At 70.2% G+C, this 23284-nt stretch carries 22 protein-coding genes and 5 pseudogenes; 17 read left to right on the top strand and 10 right to left on the bottom strand.

The annotated features are described in order from the left end of the window. Nucleotides 1-131 precede the first annotated feature (131 nt). The 3 genes from QSK32_RS18295 to QSK32_RS18305 all read left to right on the top strand — a co-directional run bounded on the left by QSK32_RS18295 (nucleotide 132) and on the right by QSK32_RS18305 (nucleotide 2983). Nucleotides 132-1055, top strand: a complete 924-nt coding sequence (locus QSK32_RS18295; RefSeq protein WP_285472607.1) for a DMT family transporter — start codon at nucleotides 132-134, stop codon at nucleotides 1053-1055. A gap of 206 nt (nucleotides 1056-1261) precedes the next feature. Further along, nucleotides 1262-1912, top strand: coding sequence for a hypothetical protein (locus tag QSK32_RS18300; protein WP_285472608.1), 651 nt, complete (start codon nucleotides 1262-1264; stop codon nucleotides 1910-1912). Nucleotides 1913-2047: 135 nt separating this feature from the next. Further along, nucleotides 2048-2983 carry an SDR family NAD(P)-dependent oxidoreductase gene (locus tag QSK32_RS18305; protein WP_045740096.1) on the top strand — a complete coding sequence of 312 codons (936 nt, stop codon included), beginning with the start codon at nucleotides 2048-2050 and terminating at the stop codon, nucleotides 2981-2983. Between the two features lie 565 nt (nucleotides 2984-3548). Here QSK32_RS18305 and QSK32_RS18310 read toward each other — a convergent pair. The 3 genes and pseudogenes from QSK32_RS18310 to trxA form a co-directional block, all read right to left on the bottom strand. Next, a complete protein-coding gene (locus tag QSK32_RS18310; protein WP_285472609.1) occupies nucleotides 3549-3977 on the bottom strand; it encodes a CoA-binding protein in 429 nt (142 codons plus the stop codon). Nucleotides 3978-5189: 1212 nt separating this feature from the next. Further along, nucleotides 5190-7514, bottom strand: a complete 2325-nt coding sequence (locus tag QSK32_RS18315) for an intein-containing Rv2578c family radical SAM protein (RefSeq protein WP_285472610.1) — start codon at nucleotides 7512-7514, stop codon at nucleotides 5190-5192. Between the two features lie 368 nt (nucleotides 7515-7882). Beyond that, nucleotides 7883-8230 (bottom strand): annotated as a pseudogene (gene trxA, locus QSK32_RS18320) (thioredoxin); the annotation flags it as partial. Nucleotides 8231-8693: 463 nt separating this feature from the next. On the opposite strand from trxA, the gene QSK32_RS18325 reads away from it, so the two are divergent. The 7 genes from QSK32_RS18325 to QSK32_RS18355 all read left to right on the top strand — a co-directional run bounded on the left by QSK32_RS18325 (nucleotide 8694) and on the right by QSK32_RS18355 (nucleotide 13676). Further along, nucleotides 8694-9338: a TrmH family RNA methyltransferase gene (locus QSK32_RS18325; protein WP_285472611.1), complete on the top strand. Its 645-nt coding sequence runs from the start codon at nucleotides 8694-8696 to the stop codon at nucleotides 9336-9338. 78 nt (nucleotides 9339-9416) lie between these two features. Further along, entirely contained in the window at nucleotides 9417-10079 is a 663-nt protein-coding gene (locus QSK32_RS18330; protein ID WP_353050977.1) for a DUF6758 family protein, read from the top strand. Nucleotides 10080-10210: 131 nt separating this feature from the next. Next, a complete protein-coding gene (locus QSK32_RS18335; RefSeq protein ID WP_014447648.1) occupies nucleotides 10211-10369 on the top strand; it encodes a hypothetical protein in 159 nt (52 codons plus the stop codon). 9 nt (nucleotides 10370-10378) lie between these two features. Continuing rightward, nucleotides 10379-11215: a PH domain-containing protein gene (locus QSK32_RS18340; protein WP_045740093.1), complete on the top strand. Its 837-nt coding sequence runs from the start codon at nucleotides 10379-10381 to the stop codon at nucleotides 11213-11215. Nucleotide 11216: 1 nt separating this feature from the next. Next, a complete protein-coding gene (locus tag QSK32_RS18345) occupies nucleotides 11217-12074 on the top strand; it encodes a PHP domain-containing protein (protein WP_211275270.1) in 858 nt (285 codons plus the stop codon). A 51-nt stretch (nucleotides 12075-12125) separates the two neighbouring features. Then, nucleotides 12126-12743: a MarC family protein gene (locus QSK32_RS18350; protein WP_045740091.1), complete on the top strand. Its 618-nt coding sequence runs from the start codon at nucleotides 12126-12128 to the stop codon at nucleotides 12741-12743. A gap of 96 nt (nucleotides 12744-12839) precedes the next feature. Beyond that, nucleotides 12840-13676 (top strand): RecB family exonuclease, encoded by an 837-nt coding sequence (locus QSK32_RS18355; protein WP_285472736.1) that lies wholly within the window; start codon nucleotides 12840-12842, stop codon nucleotides 13674-13676. 55 nt (nucleotides 13677-13731) lie between these two features. On the opposite strand, the gene QSK32_RS18360 is transcribed toward QSK32_RS18355, so the two are convergent. After that, nucleotides 13732-14166 carry a Fur family transcriptional regulator gene (locus tag QSK32_RS18360; protein ID WP_045740089.1) on the bottom strand — a complete coding sequence of 145 codons (435 nt, stop codon included), beginning with the start codon at nucleotides 14164-14166 and terminating at the stop codon, nucleotides 13732-13734. 209 nt (nucleotides 14167-14375) lie between these two features. Between QSK32_RS18360 and QSK32_RS18365 the strand changes: the two genes are divergently transcribed. Further along, nucleotides 14376-14825, top strand: coding sequence for a hypothetical protein (locus QSK32_RS18365; RefSeq protein WP_245673795.1), 450 nt, complete (start codon nucleotides 14376-14378; stop codon nucleotides 14823-14825). 147 nt (nucleotides 14826-14972) lie between these two features. Here QSK32_RS18365 and QSK32_RS18370 read toward each other — a convergent pair whose 3' ends face one another. Continuing rightward, nucleotides 14973-15305 carry a hypothetical protein gene (locus tag QSK32_RS18370; RefSeq protein WP_045740216.1) on the bottom strand — a complete coding sequence of 111 codons (333 nt, stop codon included), beginning with the start codon at nucleotides 15303-15305 and terminating at the stop codon, nucleotides 14973-14975. Nucleotides 15306-15369: 64 nt separating this feature from the next. On the opposite strand from QSK32_RS18370, the gene QSK32_RS18375 reads away from it, so the two are divergent. Next, on the top strand, nucleotides 15370-15549 hold the full coding sequence (locus QSK32_RS18375; RefSeq protein ID WP_045740087.1) for a hypothetical protein: 180 nt from the start codon (nucleotides 15370-15372) through the stop codon (nucleotides 15547-15549). A 70-nt stretch (nucleotides 15550-15619) separates the two neighbouring features. Here the strand turns inward: QSK32_RS18375 and QSK32_RS18380 are convergent, their stop codons facing one another. Next, nucleotides 15620-16108, bottom strand: a complete 489-nt coding sequence (locus tag QSK32_RS18380) for a hypothetical protein (protein ID WP_285472612.1) — start codon at nucleotides 16106-16108, stop codon at nucleotides 15620-15622. A 675-nt stretch (nucleotides 16109-16783) separates the two neighbouring features. On the opposite strand from QSK32_RS18380, the gene QSK32_RS18385 reads away from it, so the two are divergent. After that, a complete protein-coding gene (locus QSK32_RS18385) occupies nucleotides 16784-16972 on the top strand; it encodes a hypothetical protein (protein WP_285472749.1) in 189 nt (62 codons plus the stop codon). Nucleotides 16973-17034: 62 nt separating this feature from the next. Here the strand turns inward: QSK32_RS18385 and QSK32_RS18390 are convergent. From QSK32_RS18390 to QSK32_RS45735, 4 pseudogenes are all read right to left on the bottom strand, one after another. Continuing rightward, nucleotides 17035-17127, bottom strand: a pseudogene (locus tag QSK32_RS18390) (FmdB family zinc ribbon protein); the annotation flags it as partial. A 107-nt stretch (nucleotides 17128-17234) separates the two neighbouring features. Then, nucleotides 17235-17363 (bottom strand): annotated as a pseudogene (locus QSK32_RS45725) (5-formyltetrahydrofolate cyclo-ligase); the annotation flags it as partial. A gap of 210 nt (nucleotides 17364-17573) precedes the next feature. Beyond that, nucleotides 17574-17744: pseudogene (locus tag QSK32_RS45730) on the bottom strand (5-formyltetrahydrofolate cyclo-ligase); the annotation flags it as partial. Between the two features lie 171 nt (nucleotides 17745-17915). Beyond that, nucleotides 17916-18218 (bottom strand): annotated as a pseudogene (locus QSK32_RS45735) (5-formyltetrahydrofolate cyclo-ligase); the annotation flags it as partial. A gap of 39 nt (nucleotides 18219-18257) precedes the next feature. Between QSK32_RS45735 and QSK32_RS18400 the strand changes: the two are divergent. The 4 genes from QSK32_RS18400 to QSK32_RS18415 are packed head-to-tail and all read left to right on the top strand — an operon-like array spanning nucleotide 18258 to nucleotide 23200. After that, nucleotides 18258-20315, top strand: coding sequence for a diguanylate cyclase (locus QSK32_RS18400; protein ID WP_083448749.1), 2058 nt, complete (start codon nucleotides 18258-18260; stop codon nucleotides 20313-20315). A gap of 48 nt (nucleotides 20316-20363) precedes the next feature. Continuing rightward, nucleotides 20364-21260: a UTP--glucose-1-phosphate uridylyltransferase gene (locus QSK32_RS18405; RefSeq protein ID WP_045740084.1), complete on the top strand. Its 897-nt coding sequence runs from the start codon at nucleotides 20364-20366 to the stop codon at nucleotides 21258-21260. After that, entirely contained in the window at nucleotides 21257-22564 is a 1308-nt protein-coding gene (locus tag QSK32_RS18410) for a molybdopterin molybdotransferase MoeA (protein ID WP_045740083.1), read from the top strand. Before QSK32_RS18405 ends, QSK32_RS18410 begins: the two co-directional genes overlap by 4 nt. Next, on the top strand, nucleotides 22565-23200 hold the full coding sequence (locus QSK32_RS18415; RefSeq protein ID WP_045740082.1) for a GNAT family N-acetyltransferase: 636 nt from the start codon (nucleotides 22565-22567) through the stop codon (nucleotides 23198-23200). It begins immediately after the preceding gene. Nucleotides 23201-23284 lie beyond the last annotated feature (84 nt).

Genomic DNA, 23284 nt, shown 5'->3' on the forward strand with positions numbered 1-23284 from the left:
AATCGGCCTCCCGGGCATCGAGGTGTTGAAACGGGCAAGGAACCGTCGGTGACTGTATCCATTCCGTCACTCTCCGCCAATGGGGCTGGTCGCGTATGCCTGGTCACGCACGCAAGAAGCGACTGCCGGGGATGAATACGCGCTCACCTCGTCAACCGGCCACCGTCCTCGCCTTGACCGTGGCCGTCCTCGCCGTCTCCTCCTCCGGCCCACTGATCGCGTTCGCCGCCGCTCCGGCGCTGGCCGTGGCGTTCTGGCGCAACGCCATCGCGACCGCCGTGCTGACCCCCGTCGCAGCGGTCGCCCGGCGGGCCGAGATCCGGGGCATCCTCTTCGGGCCGTACCGTCGAGCAGGCCTGTTCTGCCTGCTCGCGGGCGTGACCCTGGCCGCGCACTTCGCCACCTGGATGCCGAGCGTGCAACTCGGCTCGGTCGCCACCGCCACCGCCCTGGTCGCCACCCAACCGGTCTGGCAGGGACTGATCGCGGCGGCGCAGGGCCGCCGTCCCAGCGTCCACGGCTGGATCGGCATCGGCCTCGCGGTGGCCGGCGCCGCCTGGGCCACCGGCGCCGACATCGCCGTCTCCGGACAGGCCGTGCTCGCCGACGTGCTGGCACTGTTCGGCGCGATCTTCGCCGCCGTCTACACCGCCCTCGGCGAACGGGCCCGTACGACGTTGAGCACCACCACGTACACCTGGATCTGTTATGGCACCTGCGCGGTGATCCTGCTGCCGGTCTGCCTGATCGCCGGCGCCGACCTGGGCGGTTACGACAACGGCACCTGGCTCGCGATCCTGGCCGTCGTCGTCGGCGCCCAACTGCTCGGGCACTCGATGTTCAACTACGCGCTGCAGCGCACCTCGGCCACCACGGTCAGCGTGCTGATCCTGCTCGAAGTGCCCGGCGCGGCCCTGCTCGCCTGGTTGTGGCTCGGCCAGCAACCACGCCCGGAGGCGTTGCCCGGCCTGGCGCTGCTGCTCGCCGGGGTCGCCGTGGTCATCCTTATGGCTCGTCCGCGAGCATTCCTCCGATCCGGACGTCGCCGTGGCTGAAAGTCACCATATGAGCCACTTGGTGTGACTTCCGTTCGTTGCACCGGCTGTCGGTTTCGGCGGTCGGCCCGGCGGCCGGTGCGGCTGTCGGCCCGGCTTTTGGCTCGGCTCGACCTTTGGCTCGGCTCGGCTTTGGCACGGTCCGGCTCGGCTTTGGCGCGGCTCTTGCGCGGCTTTGGACGGCTCTCGCTCGGAGGGGAATGGCGATGCACCGCGATCAGGCGGCCCGGATGCTGGCCGCCGTGACACTGACGCTGAGCGCGACCGGATGCACCGGGATCGGCAGCGCAGGCCGGCCCGACCAGGGCGGACCGCTCGGCGGATGGCGAACCGCCGGCTGCGAATTCCGGCGCGCGCCGCAGTACACCGTCGTCGGCGGCATCCGGCTGCCGACCACCCCGGCACGGCTCGGCGCCACCGTCGACCGGATCGACAAAGGCGGACGCGAGCGGTTCGGCGCCAGCTTCGCGGGCGTCGAGGTCGACGAGATGCGAGTACGGGCGATCCTGTACCGGGTTCCGTCGGCGGGCTTCGACGACTTCGTCCGGACCAACGCCGAAGACTCGTGCATCGTGGTCCGGGACGCGGCCCACGGCGTCGGCGAACTGGGCCACTGGAACGACCGGGTGGTCGCCGACCTGGCGTACTGGTCCGACCGCGGCGTACGGATAGTCACCGTGGGCAGCCGCAACGACGGCGCCGGAGTGGAGATCGGCACCCACGACCTCGCCCGGGCCCGCCGCGAACTCCCCGCCCGGTACGGCCGGTCCGCGCCCCTGGTCTTCGTCGCCGAGAATCCCGACGGACATGCCACCCCGGCCGGGGACCGCGCGGCAATCCCCGAAACCGGTGGCTGACGACGAGAATGAGAGTGAGAGAAAACCGGCGTCCTCCCCATGGTTGACGGAGGGCTCCTCCGTCGCCGGTAACGTCGGGTACGCCACAGTGAAGTGATGTTTGCCCCGGCTTCCGGGAGAAGGCAGGATCGCCGCATGGTCTTCGACGCCCGTTCGGCCGGGGGCAGTCCGTCCCGCCGTGACGCCACCCGCCCGGCCGACGGCCGGCCACCCCGATCCGGCGCGCCCGGCTCGGAGCAGGACCGACCCGCCGACATCGACGTCCCGGTCAACGCCGAAGGCCAGGTCGAAGAGGTCGGCGAAGCCCCGGTCACCCTCCGGCTGGACGGCAAGGTCGCCCTGGTCACCGGCGCCGGCAGCCCCGACGGCATCGGCTACGCGACCGCCCGGCGCCTGCGCGACCTGGGCGCCCGCGTCGCCATCGTCTCGACCACCCGGCGCATCCACGAGCGCGCCGCCGAACTCAACGTGACCGGATTCGTCGCCGACCTCACCGACGAATCCGAGGTGGGCGCCCTCGCCGACGCCATCGCCGACCAGCTCGGCGACGTCGAAGTCCTGGTCAACAACGCCGGCCTGGCGAGCCGGGCCAGCCCTGAGGTGCTCCGCCCGGTCGCCCAGCTCACCCTGGACGAGTGGAAGGCCGAGATCGACCGCAATCTGAGCACCGCGTTCCTGTGCAGCCGGGCCTTCGTCAGCGGCATGTCGGAACGGGGCTGGGGCCGCATCGTCAACCTGGCCGCCACGGCGGGCCCGGTCAACGCGCTGCCGACCGAAGCGGCGTACGCGGCGGCGAAAGCCGGAGTGGTCGGCCTGACCAGGGCGCTGGCGATGGAACTGGTGGCCGACGGGGTGAACGTGAACTGCGTGGCCCCCGGCACGATCTACACCGCGGCGTCCACGGTCACCGAGATCAAGCAGGGCCTCGGCACGCCGATCGGTCGGCCCGGCACCCCCGACGAGGTGGCGGCGGCGGTGGCGTTCCTGTGCTCGCCGGCTGCCTCGTACATCACCGGCCAGATGCTGGTGGTGGACGGCGGCAACAGCGTCCGCGAGGCCCAGTTCCGCTGATCCTCCGCCGGCCGGCCGCGACACCGCGTCCGTCGAGGCTCGCATACACGCTGGTCGTGGCTCGCATACGCGCTGGTCGTGGCTCGCATACGCGCTGGTCGAGTGGCCCACAGCGTCGCGTCCGTTGCGTCCGTCGCTTCGGTGTGTTCGTCATGTTCGTTGCGTTGGTCGCGGCGGTCCAGGTGACTTCGGATGCCGAGCGAACCCGAAGTCACCACGCCATCGAAGGGGAAGTGGTGGCGTGGTGACTTCGGGCCTCAGGCGGGCCGACGTGCGCCTGAGCCGCCCGTGCAGGATGGCCTTCGATCGCGGACCGACACGACCGGGCATCCGCGACCCGAGGGCAACTCGTCCGAACGACGCTGGTCGGTCGAGCTGCCCGAGTCCGGTGTCCCACCGAGATCGCCTCGGCCGTGTTCCACTCTTCGGTGCTGGTGCTGGTGCTGGTGCTGGTGCTGGTGCTGGTGCTGGTGCTGGTGCTGGTGCTGGTGCTGGTGCTGGTGCGTGCGGTCTGCCGGCCTGTTCCGGTCAACCACTACGTACAGGCCAACCGACCCTGGTCCGGTCAGCCGACCCGGTCGGGGCCGCCGCTGAGTTTGCTGAGCCGGCCCACGGCGCGTTCGACCGCGAGGCAGCGGTCCTCGACGTAGTCCATGCCGGCCTCCTCAGCGATCCGCCGTGCCTCGGCCGAGACGATGCCACTCTGCAGCCACACCGCCGGAGCCTTGATCACGGCAGCCTGGCGAACGATCTCCACCGCATCGTGTGCGGGCCGGAACACGTCGACCAGATCCACCGGCTCATCGATGTCAGCAAGCGTCGGCACGGTCTTCACGCCGAACACCTCATCCACGAACGGGTTGACCGGAATGATCCGCCACCCGTGCTGCAGCATCTGCAAAGGCACCGTGTGCGATGGCTTGTAGGGATCTCGAGAAGCCCCCACCACCGCGATGACCTTCGCCCCCGCCAGGATCTGCTGCGCGCTCCGCATGGCCACACTGTATCCGCGAATCCCCGATGCAACTTGCTTGATCATTTCGACCCCGAACCCGAGCGTCTTCGGCAGTCCCGGCCCGACACGATCCGGCCCGACACGATCCGGCCCGACACGATCCGGCCCGACACGATCCGGCCCGGCTCGGCCTGACCCGGCTCGGCCTGACCTGACGCGGCCTGACCTGACCCGTCGGACCCGCCCGGACCCGATGCGACCCGGCCCGGAACGTATCGCCGGGGTCTACCCGATGTCCGAGCCGGAGTCGGACTCTCCGACCCGGCCCGGAACGTGCCGTCGCGGCCTACCCGGAGTTGGCGCTACTCCGTCGATCAATGAAGACCCGACCCGTGGATCTCGATTCCGTGGATGTCGATCTCATGAGTCGGCCCCGCAGTCACCGCTGGCCACAGGCGGCCGGAAGACGGTAGAGCCGTGCGAAAGCCGCGGTGACGCGGCCGGATGAAAATTGATGAACGAATCAGCGAGTGGGCAGGACAGGTTGGGTGGCTTACCCGGCCCGTCGCCTACCGTGAAAATGTTCATGGTGATCGCTCCCCCGTGAGCGGCCCTCATAACAAGGTGGCCTGTTTGACCTGGTCGAACTGGCAGCGGTGGCGGGCTCTCCAGCCCGCTCCCTCACTCCTCAAGCTGTTTTCGATCAGGCGTTCCGATTCCTAACAAAGCACTCCAGTTCTGAACAAAAAGCTGACTCTTTCGCAAACGGTCTGGCCTTTCGTCGAGGAGGGCGGGTAGTTCTCCACCGCAGCCGCAGCCGCAGCCGCAGCCGCAGCCGCAGCCGCAGCCGCAGCCGCAGCCGCATCTGGGCATGGCGGGACCGGCCGATGTGCGCCGACGGCGCTACGACCACTTGGTGACAACAGAGAAGATCTAGTTACGGCGACGACGCTTCAGTGACGGCGATGATTCAGTGACAGCGGACAAGGTTTAGTTACGGCGAAGAAAGTGCGGTGTCCGCTGGCGGCGGCACGACCGTCCGTCGATGACGGCACTTGCCCGCTCGCCGCCCAGGGATGGCGCGAGCGTATGGCTGGCCGTTTCACGTTTCAGCTGGTGTGGCCTCACCTGCTGGCATCGAGCATGGCCGTCACCCACTTGCCGCCGCCACCTGTTTTCGATCCCGTTGGTCCGGGTCTGCCGCAGCACGAGGGCTCCCGCAACCCCACCGAGCGACCACCCGCGGAAGCCTCACAGCAGGGTGAGCTGATCGGGATGCTCCGCCTGATGGCGTTGACCGGCCGGCCGAAGCTCAGCAGCTCGACGCAGCCGAGACTCGCTGGAGCTGGAGCTGGAGCTGGAGCCGGAGCCGGAGCCGGAGCCAAGGCCGGTACCGGGGTCGTGGTTGGACGCAGTGGCAGGGCCAAGGTCAGGATCGGAGGCGGAACCGGGGCCGGCAGCGGGAACGGAACCGCCGGCGTCGGCGCGGCCAGGAACGGCGGCGGAGCTGGGCTTGGCCGCCGACGCGCTGGCTGCTGACGTGCTGGCCGCCGACCCGCTGGCCGCCGACGTGCTGGCTGCTGACGTGCTGGCCACTGACCCGCTGACTGGGGTGGACTCCGCGGCGAAGCTGAAACCGAAAGCCACGTCCGCAGCCTCCTCGCGGGCGGCCACCCGACGAGCGGCCGCCGCGTCCGGCCGGTGGAGGCCGTGGCGGCGGGCGGCCATGCGTACCCGAGCGTTGATCTCGTCCTGCCGCGTGCGGGGGAGGTAGGAGCCGTTGCCGAAGAGTTCGCGGTAGCGGGGGCGCAGGTGCGGGTGTTCGCGGGCCAGCCAGGACGCATACCACTCGCGGGCGCCGGGACGCAGGTGCAGGGGGAGTGGCGTCACGCTGGTGGCGCCGGCGGCTGCGATGGCGGCGACGGTGGCGTCGATGGACTCGTCGGTGTCGGTCAGGCCGGGGAGGATCGGGGCCATCAGGACGCTGACCGGGAAGCCGGCGTCGGTCAGGCGGCGAACCGCGTCGAGGCGGCGGCGAGGGCTGGGGGTGCCGGGTTCGACGGAGCGCCAGATCGCCTCGTCGAGGAAGCCGACGGAGAACGACAGGGCGACCCGGGTGACCTCGGCGGCCTGACGGAGCAGGTCGAGGTCGCGCAGGATCAGCGTGCCCTTGGTGAGGATCGAGAACGGGTTGGCGTGGTCGCGCAGGGCGGCCAGGATCTCCGGCATCAGGCGGTAGCGACCCTCGGCCCGCTGGTAGACGTCGACGTTGGTGCCCATCGCGATCGGGGCGCCGGTCCAGCGGGGCGCGGCGAGCTCGCGGCGGATCAGATCGCCAGCGTTGACCTTGACGATGACGCGGGTGTCGAAGTCGTGGCCGGCGTCGAGGTCGAGGTAGGTGTGGGTGTTGCGGGCGAAGCAGTTGTGGCTGACCACGCCGTCGGCGATGAAGTCGCCGGTGCCGGTGGAGATGTCGAACAGCGGGAGGGTGAGGCCGAGGTCCTCGATGTCGGCCACGGCGAGCCGGCGGTCGGTGCGCACGCCGACGCCGGAGGCGTCCAGACGGGCCTGTGCGGCGCCGGTGAGGTGGCGGAAGCGCAACGCCGCCTCCAGGTGCCTCTCGGTCTCCACACGACCGGCTGACGGCTCCTGAACGGGACCGTGCCGGTGGCCGGGACGGGCACGGACCGGGCTGCGGGCGATCAGGCCCAGACGGGTCAGGGACTCGGTGACGCGGGCCAGGTAGAACCGGTCGCCGCTCTCGAAGACGACGGCGAGCCGGTCGGTGCGTCCGACGGCACCGAACGCACCGGCGAGGAACCCCCGATGCCAGTCGGTCGTCGGTGCGCCGGGCCAGCGCAGCGCCTCGGTGAGCGAGATGTCGCCGAGGTAGCCGTCGGCGCGGATCCACGCGTCGCCCTCGTGGCTCGAGCCGTCGCTCGCGGCGTCGCCCCGGACCAGGCCGCAGAGGAATCCGGCCTGGTAGTCGGGGGACTCCTTGGGCGGCTCGGCGAAGCGGCCGACGCCTAACATCAGGTCGCCGACGGCGAGGGCGGGCCGGCCTGTCTCGGTGGGGCTGACGTGCCGCCAGCCGCGGTCGGTGAGGAAGCGGTGGTCGCCGCTGGCGACGAGGCGGGTGCCGTCGGCCAGGGTCACCCGGAAGGCCGGTTTGCTGGTGGACCAGTGGTCGAGCACGGTGGTCGGGACGTAGCGCCGGTGCGGGCCGGCGCCCATCGTGCCCATCACCGCGTCGCCCGGCCGCAGCTGCGCGAGCGGTCGGGTGGATCCGTCGGCGAGCAGGATCGGGGTGTCGCCGGCCAGGCAGTAGGTGCAGGCGTGGGAGCAGCCGCGGTAGGGATTGACGGTCCACTCGAACGGCACGCGGGAGGCGCCGGGAACGCGGTTGATCAAAGACTTGGCGCGGACCTCGTAGAACGTCATGCCCGCGAAATCCGGCGTGTCGAAGGTGCGGACGGTCGCCCCGGGCAGCGCCAGCGGCAGGGGTGGTGCCGCCGGCGCCGCCCCCGCCGGGAGCGAGCCGTCACCGGAGGAAACCGACAGGTGGGACCAGCGCATGACAGTCATTCGAACACATGTTCGAGTCTGCTGTCCATGCGGATCCCCGAGTCGTGGAGCCGCAGAATCAGAAGATCCCTCGGCGGGTACGAAAGAGGCCCGCGAACCGGAGAATCCGGTCCACGGGCCTCCCGTGATCGTCGGGGTCAGCCGGCCACGGTGGCCGGTTCCTCCCGCGCCTCGGCCGGAGCCTTGCTCTCGGCGGCCGGAGCCTTGGCCGGGGCGTCCGCCGGGGTTCCGGCGGCCGGGCTCTCGGCCTCGGAGGTCGCAGCCTCGGCTGCCGGAGCCTTGGGCGCCGGGGCCTTGGCTGCCGGGGCCTTGGCGTCCGCGGGAGCCTTGGCCGGAGCCGCGGCGCCCTTCTGCCGGGCCGCCGCGTGCGCGCGCACCTCGTCCATGTCGAGCTCCTGAACCTTCTCGATCAGGCTCTCGAGCGACGACTCGGGGATCGCGCCCGGCTGGGCGTAGACCACGACACCGTCGCGGACGGCCATGATCGTCGGGATGGAGCGGATGGCGAACTTGGCCGCCAGCTCCGCCTCGGCCTCGGTGTCGACCTTCCCGAAGGTGATCTCCGGGTGCTTCTCCGAGGAGCGTTCGTAGGTGGGTGCGAAGCGGACGCAGGGCCCGCACCAGCTGGCCCAGAAGTCGACCAGGACGATGCCGTCCTTGCCGGTGACCTCGTCGAAGTTCGCTGTGGTCAGCGCAACCGTCGCCATGATGCCTCCGTCTGCGGGAATCGCTTTCGTCCAGTGGAACCCCCGTCACCCACTCTGCATTCCCGCTCCGGCCGCGCCCAAGCGTGTCCTGGAGCACCTCGTGCGGGGAGGTTGGGGGCGACCCATGGTAACTGAAAGTAGGCATGCGGTGTCTGATTGCTGACACCCTGGGGCCGCGTGTTCGGTCCGCCATTGTGGGATGTAGGCGATTTGTCCAGCCTATGTGTGCGCTGTGGGAGCGAGCCCATCTCAGGCGACTTCATGTAAACTAAGTTTACAGTGACCTGCGTCACACCTGAAAGTCCTTCACATGGATACGGACGGTGAGGCAAACTCTTTCCCAACAGAGCGTGGGCGGCGGGTGCCGGGGAGGGCCCCGCCGCTCATTGCGTCTCCCCTTCGTCAGGGTCGACTCACGACCACCGCTGATCACTCGCGGGCCGGATGAGTAGCCTATCGCCCCATGACTACGGGCGAGGACCAGATCACCGACAGCGTTGCCGAGGTCGGCGTGGGCCCGTGGACCGGTGAACTCCCGGTCGGTGACCACTGGGATCCCGACCTGCTCGAGCAGGGTGACCGCCGCAACGTGGTGGACCGCTACCGGTACTGGCGGCGCGAGGCGGTGGTCGCGGATCTCGACTCCCGGCGGCACGGCTTCCACGTGGCGATCGAGAACTGGCAGCACGACTTCAACATCGGCACCGTGGTCCGCAACGCCAACGCCTTCCTCGCCGCGGAGGTGCACATCGTGGGCCGGCGGCGCTGGAACCGGCGGGGCGCGATGGTCACCGATCGCTACCAGCACGTGCGGCACCACGCCACGATCGAGGAGTTCGTGGACTGGGCGCGGGGTGCGGATCTGGAGATCATCGGCATCGACAACCTGCCTGGATCGCGGCCGATGGAGACCACCACGCTGCCCGAGCGCTGCGTGCTGCTCTTCGGGCAGGAGGGCCCCGGGCTCTCGGATCCCGCGCGTACGGCCTGCTCGCAGCTCTTCTCGATCGCCCAGTACGGCTCCACGAGGTCGATCAATGCCGGGGTCGCCAGCGGCATCGCCATGCATGCATGGATCAGGGCACACGCGGGTCCCCCGCCCGGCTGATCAGTAAAGGTCCGGGTTCTGCCGATTCGCTTGACGGCGGCTCGCCCGACCCGCACGGTATGGGGTGTGGTTGTCCCGGTGAGTTGCCCCAGATGTGCTGCTCAGGTTCGCAAGCCGGACCTGATGCACAGCGCCTGGCGATGCGACGACTGCGGTGACGTGCCGCCGTTCCACGTCGCCGATCACATCAGTGCGGAGATCATCGGAACGGTCCTGCGGGAGACCTCGTCGAGTGCGGCGCGGATGCCCGTCTGGTGCCTGTGGCCGTTGCCGCCGGGCTGGATGGTCACCGGCATCGGCTGGTCCGGCGACGACCGTTTCGGGGTGAGCGCCACGGCGGTCGCGTGCAGTGGCCCGGAGCCGTTCGGCGGTGGTCCCGCGGATCTCGTTCTGATCGCCGAGCAGCCCGGTGTCGGGCTGGGTACGCGCTTCGCCGGCATCTCGGGGATCGATCCCGGACATCTGATCACCGAGGCGCTCAGTGCCGAGAGTGCTCACTCGGGTCCACATGCCAAGATCAAGGCTGCTGGGCATCCCACTCCACTGTGGTGCGTCAAGTCCCCTGAGGACCGCAGCGCGTACGTGAGTGAGGCCAAAGGAATGTGGCTCTATGCGGTAGCGTGGCCGGCAAGCGCGGGCTACCTTCTCGCGGAACACGTCGTCCTGCACGACCTGTCCGAGGGAGTGCCGCCCGAGCTGGTGTTCGGAGCTCCGTCGCCATATCTGCACGGTCGTGTCTGACCCTTCCGGGGGTGACCTGCCGCTATGGACATCGGCTTTCTGGGCACTTTGTTCACACGAAGCGACGGAGCTGATACCGTCAGTACTGCCGCGGCGCTGAACGTCACCCGCACCGGAGGAGAAGGCCCGCCATGATCAAGAAGGTCCTCACCTGGCTTGGTATTGCATTCTTGATCTTCTTCATCGCCTTCAACCCGAGATCCGCCGCGGCGGTCTTCGAGTCTCTCGGAGGCACGATCGCCGACATCGCGCGCGGCTTCGGCACTTTCTTCACCGACCTCGTCGCATAGCATCACCACATGGATCCTGGTGAGCCGCGCCAACCGAGAGGCGAGGGCGCCCGGCGCCCTCGGGACGACGATGACTTCGGTTATCAAGACCCGGCATTCAACAACGATCCTCAGTACGCGACCGGTCGCGCTGACCCTTACGGGACAGATCCCTACGCGGACGAGGCCGCCTACGCCGCTCGCGGCCGCAGGCGCACGGCCGAGGATCTCTACGACGAGCCGGAAGAGTACGAGCCGCCCAGCTTCACCGAGGAGGAGCTGGAAGGCCTCGACCGCGGTGGCGGCCCCCGGCGGTTCCTCCCTCTGGAGGACGAACCGACCACACTGGTCGCCCGCTACCTCTTCCCCACCGAGCGCTACCGCGGTGAGTGGAAACGGCACTGGATCCATCTGACCGGCCCGCTCGGCATCGCCGCCGGTGCCACCCTGGTCCTCGGCTATCTCGCCGGGTTCCTGACCCGGCAGAACGTCGACGGTCTGGTCACCGTCGCGGTGCTGATCTGGCTCGGCGTGATCAGCTGGGTCGCGTGGAAGGTCTTCGACTGGTATTTCGACCGGTTCATCCTGACCAACAAGCGAGTGATGGTCGTCAACGGCATCGTCACGCGCAAGGTGGCCATGATGCCGCTCGGCCGGGTCACCGACATGAAGTACACCCAGTCCGCGCTCGGCCGCATGCTCAGCTACGGCACGTTCGTGCTGGAGTCGGCCGGTCAGGACCAGGCTCTGCGCGAGGTCAAGCACCTGCCCAACCCCAACGAGCTCTACCTCCGCGTCGTCGAGGAGATGTATGAGCCGCAGGCGGTCGAGGCACGACTCGGTAAGGAAGACGACGACGACGCCTGACCTGTCGGCCCGGATCGACCTGCACTGTCACTCGACGGCCAGCGACGGCACGCTGACCCCTGCCCAGTTGGTGCGGGCGGGGGCCGCGGCCGGTCTCACCGTGATGGCGATCACCGACCACGACACCACCGGCGGCTGGGCCGAGGCCGAAGCGGCACGGCCGACCGGGTTGACGCTGGTGCGCGGTGCCGAGCTGTCCTGCATCTGGCACGGCGCACCGGGATGGCCGATCGCCCTGCACCTGCTGGCCTACCTCTTCGACCCGGCCGAGCCGGTGTTGGCCGGGAAACTCGCACGACTGCGCGAGAATCGGGCCCGCCGCGGCGAACGGATCGTCGACAATCTCCGGGCCGACGGCGTGCCGATCTCGTGGGACGAGGTGGCGGGGTACGCGGCCGGCGGATCCGTCGGACGGCCGCACATCGCGCAGGCGCTGATCAGGGCGGGACTGGTCGCCACCACCGCGGAGGCGTTCGCGTCCGAGTGGTTGGGGGCCCGTTATCTCGTACCCAAGGAAGATCTTGATGTGTTCGATGCTCTTCGCGGGATCCGGGCGGCGGGCGGCGTCGCCGTGTTCGCCCACCCCCGGGCGAGCAAACGGGGCCGGGTGGTGTCCGACGAGCTGATCGAGGCACTGGCCGACGAGGGACTGTTCGGCCTGGAAGCCGACCACGAGGACCATTCACCCGCGGAACGCGCCCAGATCCGGGCCCTGGCGGAACGGCTCGGCCTGGCCGTCACCGGATCTTCCGACTTTCACGGTACGCACAAGACCGTCGCGTTGGGGGCCTTCCTCACCGCCCCCGAGACGTTCGAGAAGCTCGTGTCGGCGGCGACCGGAGTGCCCGTCCTGGGGTGACGATCGCCGCACCGGCCTGCGTCCAGGAGAACCTGGCCCTACCTTGATCGGGTGAATGTCAAGCTGTTCGGCGAGTTCTTTGTGACGCTGTTGGTGATCGTCGATCCGCCCGGCATGGTCCCCGTCTTCCTGGCCCTCACCGGAAACCTGCCGGCGAAGGCCCGCAACAAGGCCGGTACCCAGGCCGTCCTGCTGGCCCTCGGTGTGATCGTCGGGTTCGCGGTCGCCGGCCAAACCCTCCTCGACTACCTGCACGTCCAGCTCCCGGCCCTGCAGGCAGCCGGCGGTCTGCTGCTGGTCCTGGTCGCGTTGCAGCTGCTCACCGGCAAGACCGACGAGCCCGTCGACCAGATCGGCACCAGCAACGTCGCCCTGGTCCCGATCGGCACCCCGCTGCTCGCCGGGCCCGGCGCGATCGTCGCGACCATGCTGTACGTGCAGCGCGCCCAGAGCATCGACGAATACCTGGTCCTGGCGGCCGGGATCGTCGCCGTGATGGCCACCGTCTGGCTGGTCCTGAGGTTCTCCGGCGTGATCGTGCGGCTGCTGCGCCCGGCCGGCATCGAGGTGCTCACCCGGATCGCCGGCCTGCTCCTCGCCGCCATCGCGGTGCAGCTCATGGCGGATGCCATCTTCGCTTTCGTCGAGTTGTACGCGCCCCGCTTCTGAGGTCTTGTCGGGGGGTGCTGGCAGGATTGTCGTGTGCCCCCCAACCGTTCCACCGCCAACCGCCGGGCCATCCCCGAGCAGCTGGGTTTCGCCGGCATGCCGGAGCGGCTCTTCGTCTGCACGCCGAGCAAGCTCGGCGCCTACACGGACTGCCCGCGGCGCTATCGATATTCCTACATCGATCGGCCCACCCCACCCAAGGGCCCACCGTGGGCGCACAACTCGCTCGGCGCGAGTGTCCACACCACCCTGAAGAACTGGTATGCGCTGCCCACCGAGCGCCGCGGCACGGAGGTGCTGCCCGGGCTGCTCAAATCCACGTGGGTACGCGAGGGATACCGCGACGTCGAGCAGGAGCGGGTGGCGTACCGCAAAGCGTTGGACTGGCTGGAGACGTATGTGGCGGGCCTCGACCCGTCGGACGAGCCGCTCGGCGTCGAACGGGTGGTGGCGACGAAGACGTCGATCCTGGCGCTGAACGGGCGGGCCGACCGGATCGACGGGCGGACCGGTCCGGAGGGGCCGGAGGCGGTCATCGTCGACTACAAGACCGGGCGGGCCGGGCTGAGTGACGACGACGCCCGTGGATCGATGGCGCTCGCCCTCTATGCGTATGCCGCGTCCCGGGTCTTCCGGCGTCCCTGCCGTCGCGTCGAACTGCACCACCTGCCGACCGGGACGGTCGCCGCGCACGAGCACACCGACGAGTCGCTGGCCCGTCAGCTGCGCCGGGCGGAGGAGACGGCCACCGACATCATGGCGGCGGAGAAGGCGGTGGCGGCGGGCGCGGATCCGGACGACGAGTTCCCCACCAATCCGGGCACTCTCTGCGGCTGGTGCGATTTCCGCAAGGTGTGTCCGGCGGGGGCGGACGCCGTGGCCAAGGATCCGTGGGCGTCGGTGGAGAGGCTGACCGAGCCCGGGGCGTCCTGACCGGGCTCGGTTTCGGCGACGGTTGTTGTCGCGTCTGTGCTCGGGAGCGGGGCGGTCAGCCCGCGCTCTCCTCGTCGCGGCGGGTGCGGCAGACCGGGCACAGACCCCAGAAGGTCACCTCGGCCTCGTCGACCTCGAAACCGTGCGCGCTGCCCGGCGTCAGGCAGGGTGCTTCGCCGACGGCGCAGTCCACGTCGGCGATCCTGCCGCAGCCTCGGCAGACGATGTGGTGGTGGTTGTCGCCGACCCGGGCCTCGTAACGGGCCGGGGAGCCGGCGGGTTCGATCCGGCGGGCCAGTCCGGCTCGGGAGAACGCGCCGAGCACGTCGTAGATCGCCTGAGTGGAGACGGAGTCGAGGCGGGCCCGCACCTGCCGGGTGATGTCGTCGACCTCCAGGTGCCCGCCGGCGGTGAGGATCTCCAGCACCGCGAGGCGTGGGCGGGTGACCCGCAGACCGTGCTTGCGGAGCAGCTCTTCACCGGTGGACATCGGTCCATGACAACACGTTGTGGCCGATTCACCAATACGGGTCGTCGTCACACCGGCGACCGTCGTGTGGGGCGGTCGGACGCGCCCGCCTTCGCGACAGCCCGGTAACGGATGGGCGCCAAGGATGTTTGCCTCGTCAGACAACTCATAAGCTTGCGCTCACCCTGATCGAGGAGGAAATGGTGTTGGACCAGGTCAACGGTTTACCGGTGCACATTCTCGTGCTCCACGCGGCAGTGATCTTCGTGCCGCTGCTGGGTCTCGGCGCCGTGCTGTACGCGTTCGTCGGCCCCTGGCGGCCGAAGACCGGCTGGGCGGTGGGGCTGCTGGCGATAGCCGCCCCGGTGTCCGCGCTGATCACGATGCGTTCCGGCACCGCGTTCTACGAGCGGCTGATCGCCGAGGAACGGGTCTCGCCCGCGGGCAAGGTGATCCTCGACGAGCACATGAGTTACGGCCAGACCACGTTCCTGCTGTCCCTCGCGCTCGGCGTGCTCAGCCTGATCCTGGTCGTGCTGACCACCCGCAAGCCGGGAGCACTGCCCAAGGTGGCGGACCTGGCGTTCGGCGTGGTGCTGCTGGTTCTTGCGGGGTTCTCCGCGTACTACATCTTCCTCACCGGAGACTCCGGCGCGACGGCGGTGTGGGGCTCCTACTGATCAGTCCAGGCTCCTGCTGATCGGTTCGGTCCGGGGAAGGACCCGGCGCGGCCCGCGCGGCATCGGCCCGCGCCGAACGGCGTGATCAGAGCAGAGCAGAGCGACCTGATCAGAACAGAGCGGGCTGATCAGAACAGAGCGGGCTGATCAGAACAGGACGCGCGCGCAGAGCAGGCACATCAGGACGACGGCGACCGCACCCGTGACCAGCCCGACCCCGAAGGTCACGGTGCGCGCCGAGCCCTCGGCCTCGTCGAGGGCGTCGATGTCCTGCGACGGCATCGGGCGTGGCGGCGGCGGATGAGCGATCGTTGCCGGCCGCCACGCCGGGGTCGGATTGTCGGTCCGTGGCGGACCCGCGTAGCCGGCGGGCTCCGGCGTGGTCGGCTCGACCGGCTCCGGGCGGCCTAGCGAGGCGGCGTCCGGAGAGGGCCGCTGCCAGAACGAGTCGTCGGCCGGTTCGCTGGTGGGGGAACTCACGTTCACCGACGGTACAGCCGGAGGGGGATGATGGCCGCCGGGCCGTCCGCTTACCCTCGTAGTCGTGGACATCCTGGACGAGCCGGATCGCGACAACGACGGCGAACGCGAAGTCGACTTCGATTCCGATGAGGCTCCGGTGCTCCCCGAGCAGACTCGTGACGACACCGAGCGGGGCTGGGGCGAGCGCGACTACTCCAATGACGACCGGTTGCTCGACGACCGTCCGCCGCACTGGGGCTGAACCCGCGACGCTCGACCGCTCGATCACGGTGCGCTCCGCCGGGCCCCGATCAGGGGGTGCCGGATATCCCTCATGCGCTGGGTTTGATCAGGACGGCGAAACCTCGGCCCGGCGACGAGAGCGCCGTGCGGGCACGCTCGGGATCGAGGGCCAGCAGGAGGCCGCCGAGCACCGGATCGTCCGCTCCGGTGACGTCCAGGACCAGGACGGACTCGGCGATCGGCGTGTTCGCGCCGCCGTCGGTGTCGGACAGGCGGAGCAGATCGACGCGGTGGCCGGGGCGCACGACACTCAAGGCGGTCGGGTCGGCCAGGCGGATCGGAACGCCGACGTGGCCCTCGGGGATGACCGGCGCGGGATCCGGCCTCGTGCCCGTGGCTTCGGAGCCTGTCAGGACGGCGCCGGAACCGGTCGAGTCGTCCCCGGAGCCGGTCGACGTGCCCCCTGCGCCGTTCGAGGCAGCCGAGGCGCCCCCGGAATCGGTCGGGGCGTTCCCCGAATCGGTCGAGATGGCCCCGGCTTCGGTCGAAGTGCCATCGGCGTTGTCGGAGCCGGTCAAGGAGGTCCTGGAGCCCGTTGAGGTGCCTTCAGGGCCGATGTCGCCGGAGGCTGCCGGGGACGGGGCGTCCGGGGCTGTAGACGCACACGTGGCGGGCTGGGACCAGGCGACGGCGGCTGCGGTGCTCAACAGGACGGCAGCGGCGCCGAGACGCAGCAGAGAACCTCGGCTCGGAGCGCGCCAGCGAACCGGGTCCAGCCGTTCGTCGGAGCCCTTGGCGGAACGGGGCATGGCGACCACCTCCTGCACGGCCGGTACCGCGCCGGACAGCGCGGGGACGGGCTCAGACGCTAGGAGAAGTCGCGGCGCCGGCGCTCCGGCCCTGTGGACAGCCACGCAATGTGGATAACCGCCAGCCGGGCTCGCGGAGTGGTGGGATGGACGGGCACGGCAGCGCGAGCGCCGGTCCGTGAAGCGGTGGGATGGACGGGCACGACAGCGCGAGCGCCGGTCCGTGAAGTGGACCGGCGCTCTGGCTGAAGCATGAAACTCAAGGGCTGAACCTCAGAACAGAACTCGGAACCCCGGGCTCGAAGCGGAACTCAGAGCCCGGGCTCAGAGAGCGGAACCCTGGAGCCTCGGCTCGGGGCATGGCACTCAGAGGGGCAGGTTCAGGGTGCGAGGTTCAGAGCGCGAGGATCAGAGCGCGAGGCTCAGGACGCTGCGGCCGCGCTTGTGCTGCTCGACGAAGAAGACGACGAGGGCGAGGAGGACGACGAAGAGGTCGAGGACGACGACGTCGAAGTCGACGAGGACGAGCTCGAGGACGAATCGTCGGCCTTCTTGGGGGTCGAGGACTCCGAGGTCGATCCGCTGGACGGCTTCTCGGCGCTGACGCTGCCCGCGCGGGAGTCGTTGCGGTAGAAACCCGAACCCTTGAAGACGATGCCGACCGAGTTGAAGACCTTGCGGAGCTTGCCCTGGCAGTTCGGGCACTCGGTCAGAGCCGGGTCGGAGAACGACTGCACGGCTTCGAGCTGCTCACCACACTCGGTGCAGGCGTACTGATAGGTAGGCACGGCTCCTCCGGATCATTCGGCTGCTGGCACTCGCCAAGTCCGAGTGCCAATGTTGCGCCATCGGAGGTCAATTCGTCCACTCGGACGCGGGGTTGAGGCAGAACCGGTCACGGAGCGGGGCGTTCAGCGAAGCCCCGAGTGGGCGTGATCACACCGTGGACCGGGCGGTCGTGCGGTTCGGCGGGGACCTCGTCGACATCCTCGCCGTCGTGCAGGAGCGCCACGACGAGCGGGGTTCGGTGTGCCCGGACGGATCGCGGACTCCAGGACGGTTGGCCGGGCTGCGAGGCCCACAACGGGCGGTCGCAATGCGGCCCGGGCGGTGTCGGGTGCGGCCCGTGCGGTGTCGGGTGCGGTTCAGGTGGTGTCGGGTGCGGCTCGGGTGCGGTGGAGTGCGGCTCGGGCGCGGTGGAGAGCGGCTCGGATGACTCGGATGGCCCGGGTGGGGTAGCCAGGCGGGCCAGGACCCGGTCGTAGGAGCCGCCGCCGCGGCCCATCCGGATTCCGTTGCGGCCTACTGCGAGGGCGGGGAGCAGGACCAGGTCTGCCGAGCGGATGGCGTCCGGGCCCAGGCGAGGGCCTGTGGGCTCGAGGAGTCCTCGCGGGCCGGCCGCCAATCCGGGATTCCGCGTCGATGCGAGACCTTCCACCGGCCCGGGGCCTTCCAGCACCTGCCCGGGACCTTCCAGCACCTGCCCGGGACCTTCCACCACCGGCCAGGGGCCTTCCACCTGCCCGGGACCCTCTGGCGGCTCGGGGCCGTCCGGTCGGGCGCGGGGTGCGGTGAACTCCGCCCAGTCGAGGTCGTTGTCCGGGAGCAGCACGGGCAGGAGCAGGCGGCCGCCCGGCGGGAGAGCCCGCGCCAGCACGGTGGGGAGGTCGGGGCCGCCCGGTTCGGCGCCGAGGGGGACGTAGGCGGCGATCGTGGACGGGGCTTCGGCGCGTACGAGGGAAAGGATGTGGTTCCGCAGTGCCGCAGTGGCGTGCGCCCGGTCTGTGGGGGAGAGTGCACGACGGGCCGTGAGCAGGCGAGCGCGGAGCGTGATCTTGTTTTGTGGTGATTTTTCCGCGTCATCGGTCAAATGCGACATGCAACACCCCCTTTCGAAAAGCGGCAAACGGTGCACACTATGTCAGCATCGCTCCAAAGAGGGCCACTCCCGGGAGGATGTGTGACACTACGTGGCCGGCTCACCAGTGCGTTTTTGGTGGTCGTGCTAGGTCCGGTCCTGCTCGGATCCATCTTCGTCGCCCTCACCGTCGGCGCTGTGAGCCGGGAACGAACGGACGAGCGGCTCGACCACGCCGCGAGCACCGTCGGCGCCGCGCTGAGTTCAGTGTGCCGTCAGTTGCAGGCCGCGGCCGACGCCGTCGCGGTGGTTCCGCCCGGCGACCGTACGGCGGTCAAGGAGCAGTTGATCGTGCGCGGGCTCGCTACGGCCATTCAGGTGTCCGCTCCTGATCAGACGCTGAGCGCCCCGTCGGACAGTGTGGCCCGGGCCGCCGCGGTGCCGGAGAACGCGTACGAGGCGGGTTGGCAGGACTGTGCGGCACCGGAGACGGCGCCCGGCGCGGAGGTCACGGCGCTTTCCGCGGCCGCGTACACCGATGATGTCACCGTTGTGGCCGCCCAGCGTGTGGATCCCGCCCTGCTGGACCGGCTGGGTGAGGTCAGTGGGGTCAGCGTCGCCCTGGGCGCCGGCGTCGTGCCGCCGGAGGGCTCGGCCGGCCGGGGGCTCGCCGCCGAGCCGGGACGCCCGCTGCCGCTCACGCTGACCGTGCCGACCGGGGAACCGACCCTGAAGTACGCCGTCCTGCCCCTGATCGTGCTGGTCACCGCTGCTCTCGCGGTGCTCGCCGCCCGCTGGCTGGCGCATTCCACCACCCGGCCGCTCGGTGATCTGGCGTGGGCGGCCGACCGGGTGGCCAACGGCGACCTGGACACCCGCGTGCCGATCCCGCGGCCGGACGAGCTGGGCCGGCTCGCCGGGACGTTCAACCGGATGACCCGGGAGCTGCAGTCCTACGTGCAGGCGCTGACCGCCAGCCGGGACCAGTTGCGCCGGCATCTGGCGATCCTCGGCGACACCCTGTCCAGCACCCACGACCTGGACCGCATCCTGCCGGTGATCCTGCGGACCGCGATGACCGCGACCGGCGCCCGCGCCGGACTGATCCTGCTGGCCGATCCGGGGGACGGGCGGCTGGCCGCGCGCTGCGGTGCCGGGCTGACCGGAGAGTGGGACGTGGGCGGCACCGAACTGACCCAGCGCCGCCTGGTGCCGGGCCGGGGTGTGCTGGGGACCGTCGCGGCCACCGGGGCGCCGATGCGTGGACCGGGCGGCCCGGCCGGGGACGAACCGGCCTGTGAGTCGTATCTCGCCGTGCCGATCTGCGCGCCGCCCAGCTCCGACCCGCTGCTCGCCGAGATCGAGCCGGAACCGGGCGTGCTGGGGGTGCTGGCGCTCTACGACCGGCTGGGCGGACCGGACTTCGACGACGCCGACATGCGGACGCTGCGCACCTTCGCGGGGCAGGCGGGCGTCGCGGTCAACAACGTCCGGGTGCACGAGGAGGCCCAGCGGCTGTCGTTGACCGACCCGTTGACCGGTCTGTGGAACTACCGCTATCTGCGCGAGGTGCTGCGCCGCGAGGTGGAGCGGGCGAACCGGTTCGGGCGGATGCTGACCGTGCTGGTGCTGGACCTGGACCACTTCAAGGAGGTGAACGACACGTACGGCCACGCGGCCGGTGACCTGGTGCTGGGCGAGTTCGCGCGGCGGATCCGGGTCGGTCTGCGGGAGGTCGACGTGGCGTTCCGCCAGGGTGGCGAGGAGTTCGTGGTGCTGTTGCCGGAGACCGACGCGTACGGCGGGGTGATCGTGGCCGAGCGTCTGGGCGCGGCGGTCCGGGACTGGCCGGTGCCGGTCGATCCGCGCCGTCCCGATCTGGACGACCGGATCTCGATCACCGTCTCGATCGGCGTCGCGGTCTTCCCGGAGCACGGCAGCACCGCCCAGGAGGTCCTGGAGGTCGCCGACGAGGCGCTGTACGCGGCGAAGAACTCCGGCCGCGACACCTATCGTCTGGCGGAACGGGTTTCCCCAGGTGTGCCGGAGGGGCAATTCGATCCGGCCACGACCACGTCCGGTGGGCCACAGCCTCCGCGGCAGGCCCGCGGCCGATAGTCTCGGCGACATGTCCGGGCACGATCGGAGCAAAGGTGCGGTGACTGAATGACGACGAACAAGCGTGCGGTCAAGGCGGTGATCCCGGCTGCCGGCCTCGCGACGCGGTTCCTGCCGGCCACCAAGGCCGTGCCCAAGGAACTGCTGCCGGTCGTCGACCGGCCGGTGCTGCAGTACATCGTCGAGGAGGCGGCCGCGGCCGGCATCACCGACGTCCTGCTGGTCACCGGTCGCGGCAAGACCTCGATGGTCGACCACTTCGACCGCCGCCCCGACGTGGAGCAGCGGCTGGAGGAGAAGGGCGACAAGGAGCGCCTGGCGGCGGTACGCCGGACCAGTGAACTGGCCGACATCTACACCGTGCGGCAGGGCGAGCCGCTCGGTCTCGGTCACGCGGTCGGCACGGCGGCCTCACATGTTGGGCCCGACAACCCGTTCGCGGTCCTCCTGGGTGATGAATTCGTGGAGGAGGACAAGCCGCTCCTCCCCGACATGCTGGATCTCCAGGCGGAGACCGGTGGCATCGTCCTGGCCCTGATGGAGGTGGCGCCGTCGGAGACCTCACGCTACGGCATCGCATCCATCGAAAAAACCGACAAGACGGATATCGTGAAGATTACCGGACTTGTTGAGAAGCCCAAGCCGGAGGACTCGCCGTCCAACCTGGCGGTCCTGGGGCGCTACGTCCTGCCGGGGAAGATCTTCGCGACGATCGACGACACCAAGCCCGGCGCCGGCGGCGAGATCCAGCTGACCGATGCCATGGCGACACTCCTCGACGAGGGCGTCCCGGTGCACGGCATCGTCTACCGCGGCCACCGGTACGACACCGGCATGCCGCTGGGATACCTGCAGGCCGTCGTCCAGCTCGCGGTCCAGCGCCCCGACCTGGGGAGTGAGTTCCGTGCCTGGCTCACCGACTTCGTCGGTGGCCAGAAGGGATGACCGCCACGGCCGACCCCGAGGCGGCCGCCAACGAGCTGAAGCCTCTCGCCGAATACCTGGGCAGCGTGCTGCGCAGGTTGCGAGCGCTGCCTCCGCTCGACCTCGACCTCACCCAGGCGCACGGGAACGTGCTGGCGGCCGACGTGATCGCGCCGCACCCGTTCCCGGCGTTCGACCAGGCCGCGATCGACGGGTACGCGGCCCGATGGGAAGACCTGGCGGGGGCCGGGCGCATCGGGTCGCATCCCTCGTTCGGCCAGTTCGACAGCGGCCGCTCGGTGCGGCTCAACGTGGTCGGCGACCTGGGCGCCGCCAGCTGGCGCCCGGTACGCCTCACCCCCGGCACCTGCTTCTCGGTGGCAGCCGGGGCGCCCCTGCCGCTCGGCGCGGACGTGGTCGTCCCGGTGCACTGGACCGACCAGGGCATGGCCGCCGTGGAGATCCTGCACGCCCCGAAACGGGGTTCCGGCGTCCGCCGGGCCGGCGAGGAACTCGCCGTCGGCCAGGTGCTCGCCGGCCCCGGGACCTACGTCTCCCCGCCGATGGTCGCCACCTTCGCCGCGGCCGGCATCGGGCACGTGCTGGTCCGGCCCAGTCCCCGGGTGGTCGTGGTGGCCACCGGCGACGAACTCGTCGACGTGGGCCGGCCCAGCCAGCCCGGCCAGGTCGTCGACGCCAACTCGCACGCGCTGACCGCCGCTGCGGTGGAGGCGGGCGCGATGGCGTACCGGATCGGCATCTGCGACGACGATCCGGAGGGACTGCGCGGCCTGCTCGAGGACCAGACCCTGCGCGCCGACCTGATCATCACGACCGGAGGCAGCGGCACCGGACCGGGTGACATGCTGCGCCGGGTGCTGTCCCGTCCCGGATCGGGCCGCGGATCGGTGGAGTTCACCGACGTGGCGATCTCCCCGGGCACCTGTTTCGGTTTCGGCACGGCCGGCGGCGAGGAGGTGCCGGTGGTCTGCCTGCCCGGTGAGCCCGGCGCCGCCCTGATCGGGTTCGAGGTGCTGGCCCGCCCGGTGATCCAGCTCCTGGCGGGGGCCGAACCGGTGTTCCGTCCCGGCGTCAAGGCGCACCTGCTGGAGACCGTCTCGTCACCCGGCGGGCTGCGCGAGTTCCGCCCGGCGCACGTCGCGGAACGGCGAGGCGGTGGTTACACTGTGCAGCCACTCGCCGGTGGGCCGTACACTCTGTCCGGTTTGGCCGAAGCCAACGGTCTGCTGGTCCTCGGTGAACGGGTGACCACGGCAGCCGCCGGCTCGACCGTGGACGTGTTGCTCCTCGACCGGAGGCGATGAATGCTCGGGGCCACCCCCGGATGGCCCGCCGTCCTGGCGGATGGGCCGGTGCTGCTGAGGCCTTACCGACGTGGTGACGCCCGGGCCTGGTCCGAGGTGCGGATCGCCAACCAGGCGTGGCTCGCGCCCTGGGAGTCGTCGCCGCCCGGCCCGTGGGCGGAGATGAATTCGGCACGCGCGTTCGGCTACGTCTATCGGGACATGAAGCGGGCGGCGAACCGCGGCGACAGCATGCCGTTCGCGGTCTGCCTGCTCGACGGGGAACGGGAACGCCTGGTCGGGCACGTCAATCTGGGCAACATCGTGCGGCGGGCGTTCGCGTCGGCGTACGCGGGCTACTGGGTGGATCATCGGGTGGCCGGGCGGGGCGTGATCCCGACCGCGCTGGCGCTCGCGGTGGACCACGCGTTCGGTCCGGGCGGCCTGCACCGGATCGAGGTCAACATCCGGCCGGAGAACGGTCCGAGCCGCCGGGTGGTGGAGAAACTGGGATTCCGCGAGGAGGCCTACCACCAGCGTTACATGCACATCGACGGCGGCTGGCGCGATCATCTCGGCTATGCGATGACCAGTGAGGAGATCGCCGCCGAGGGCGGTCTGCTGTCCCGGTGGCGCCGGATCCGCACGTCTAAATGATCTTGATCGCGGGACCGTTGTCGGCGCGGCGCACGAAATTCCGCAGCTACCGCCCGTAACCTCGCAGGAGTTTGGAACTTCCGG

The sequence above is a fragment of the Actinoplanes sp. NBRC 101535 genome, from assembly GCF_030269225.1.
In the GTDB taxonomy this organism is placed as follows: Bacteria; Actinomycetota; Actinomycetes; order Mycobacteriales; family Micromonosporaceae; genus Actinoplanes; species Actinoplanes rectilineatus.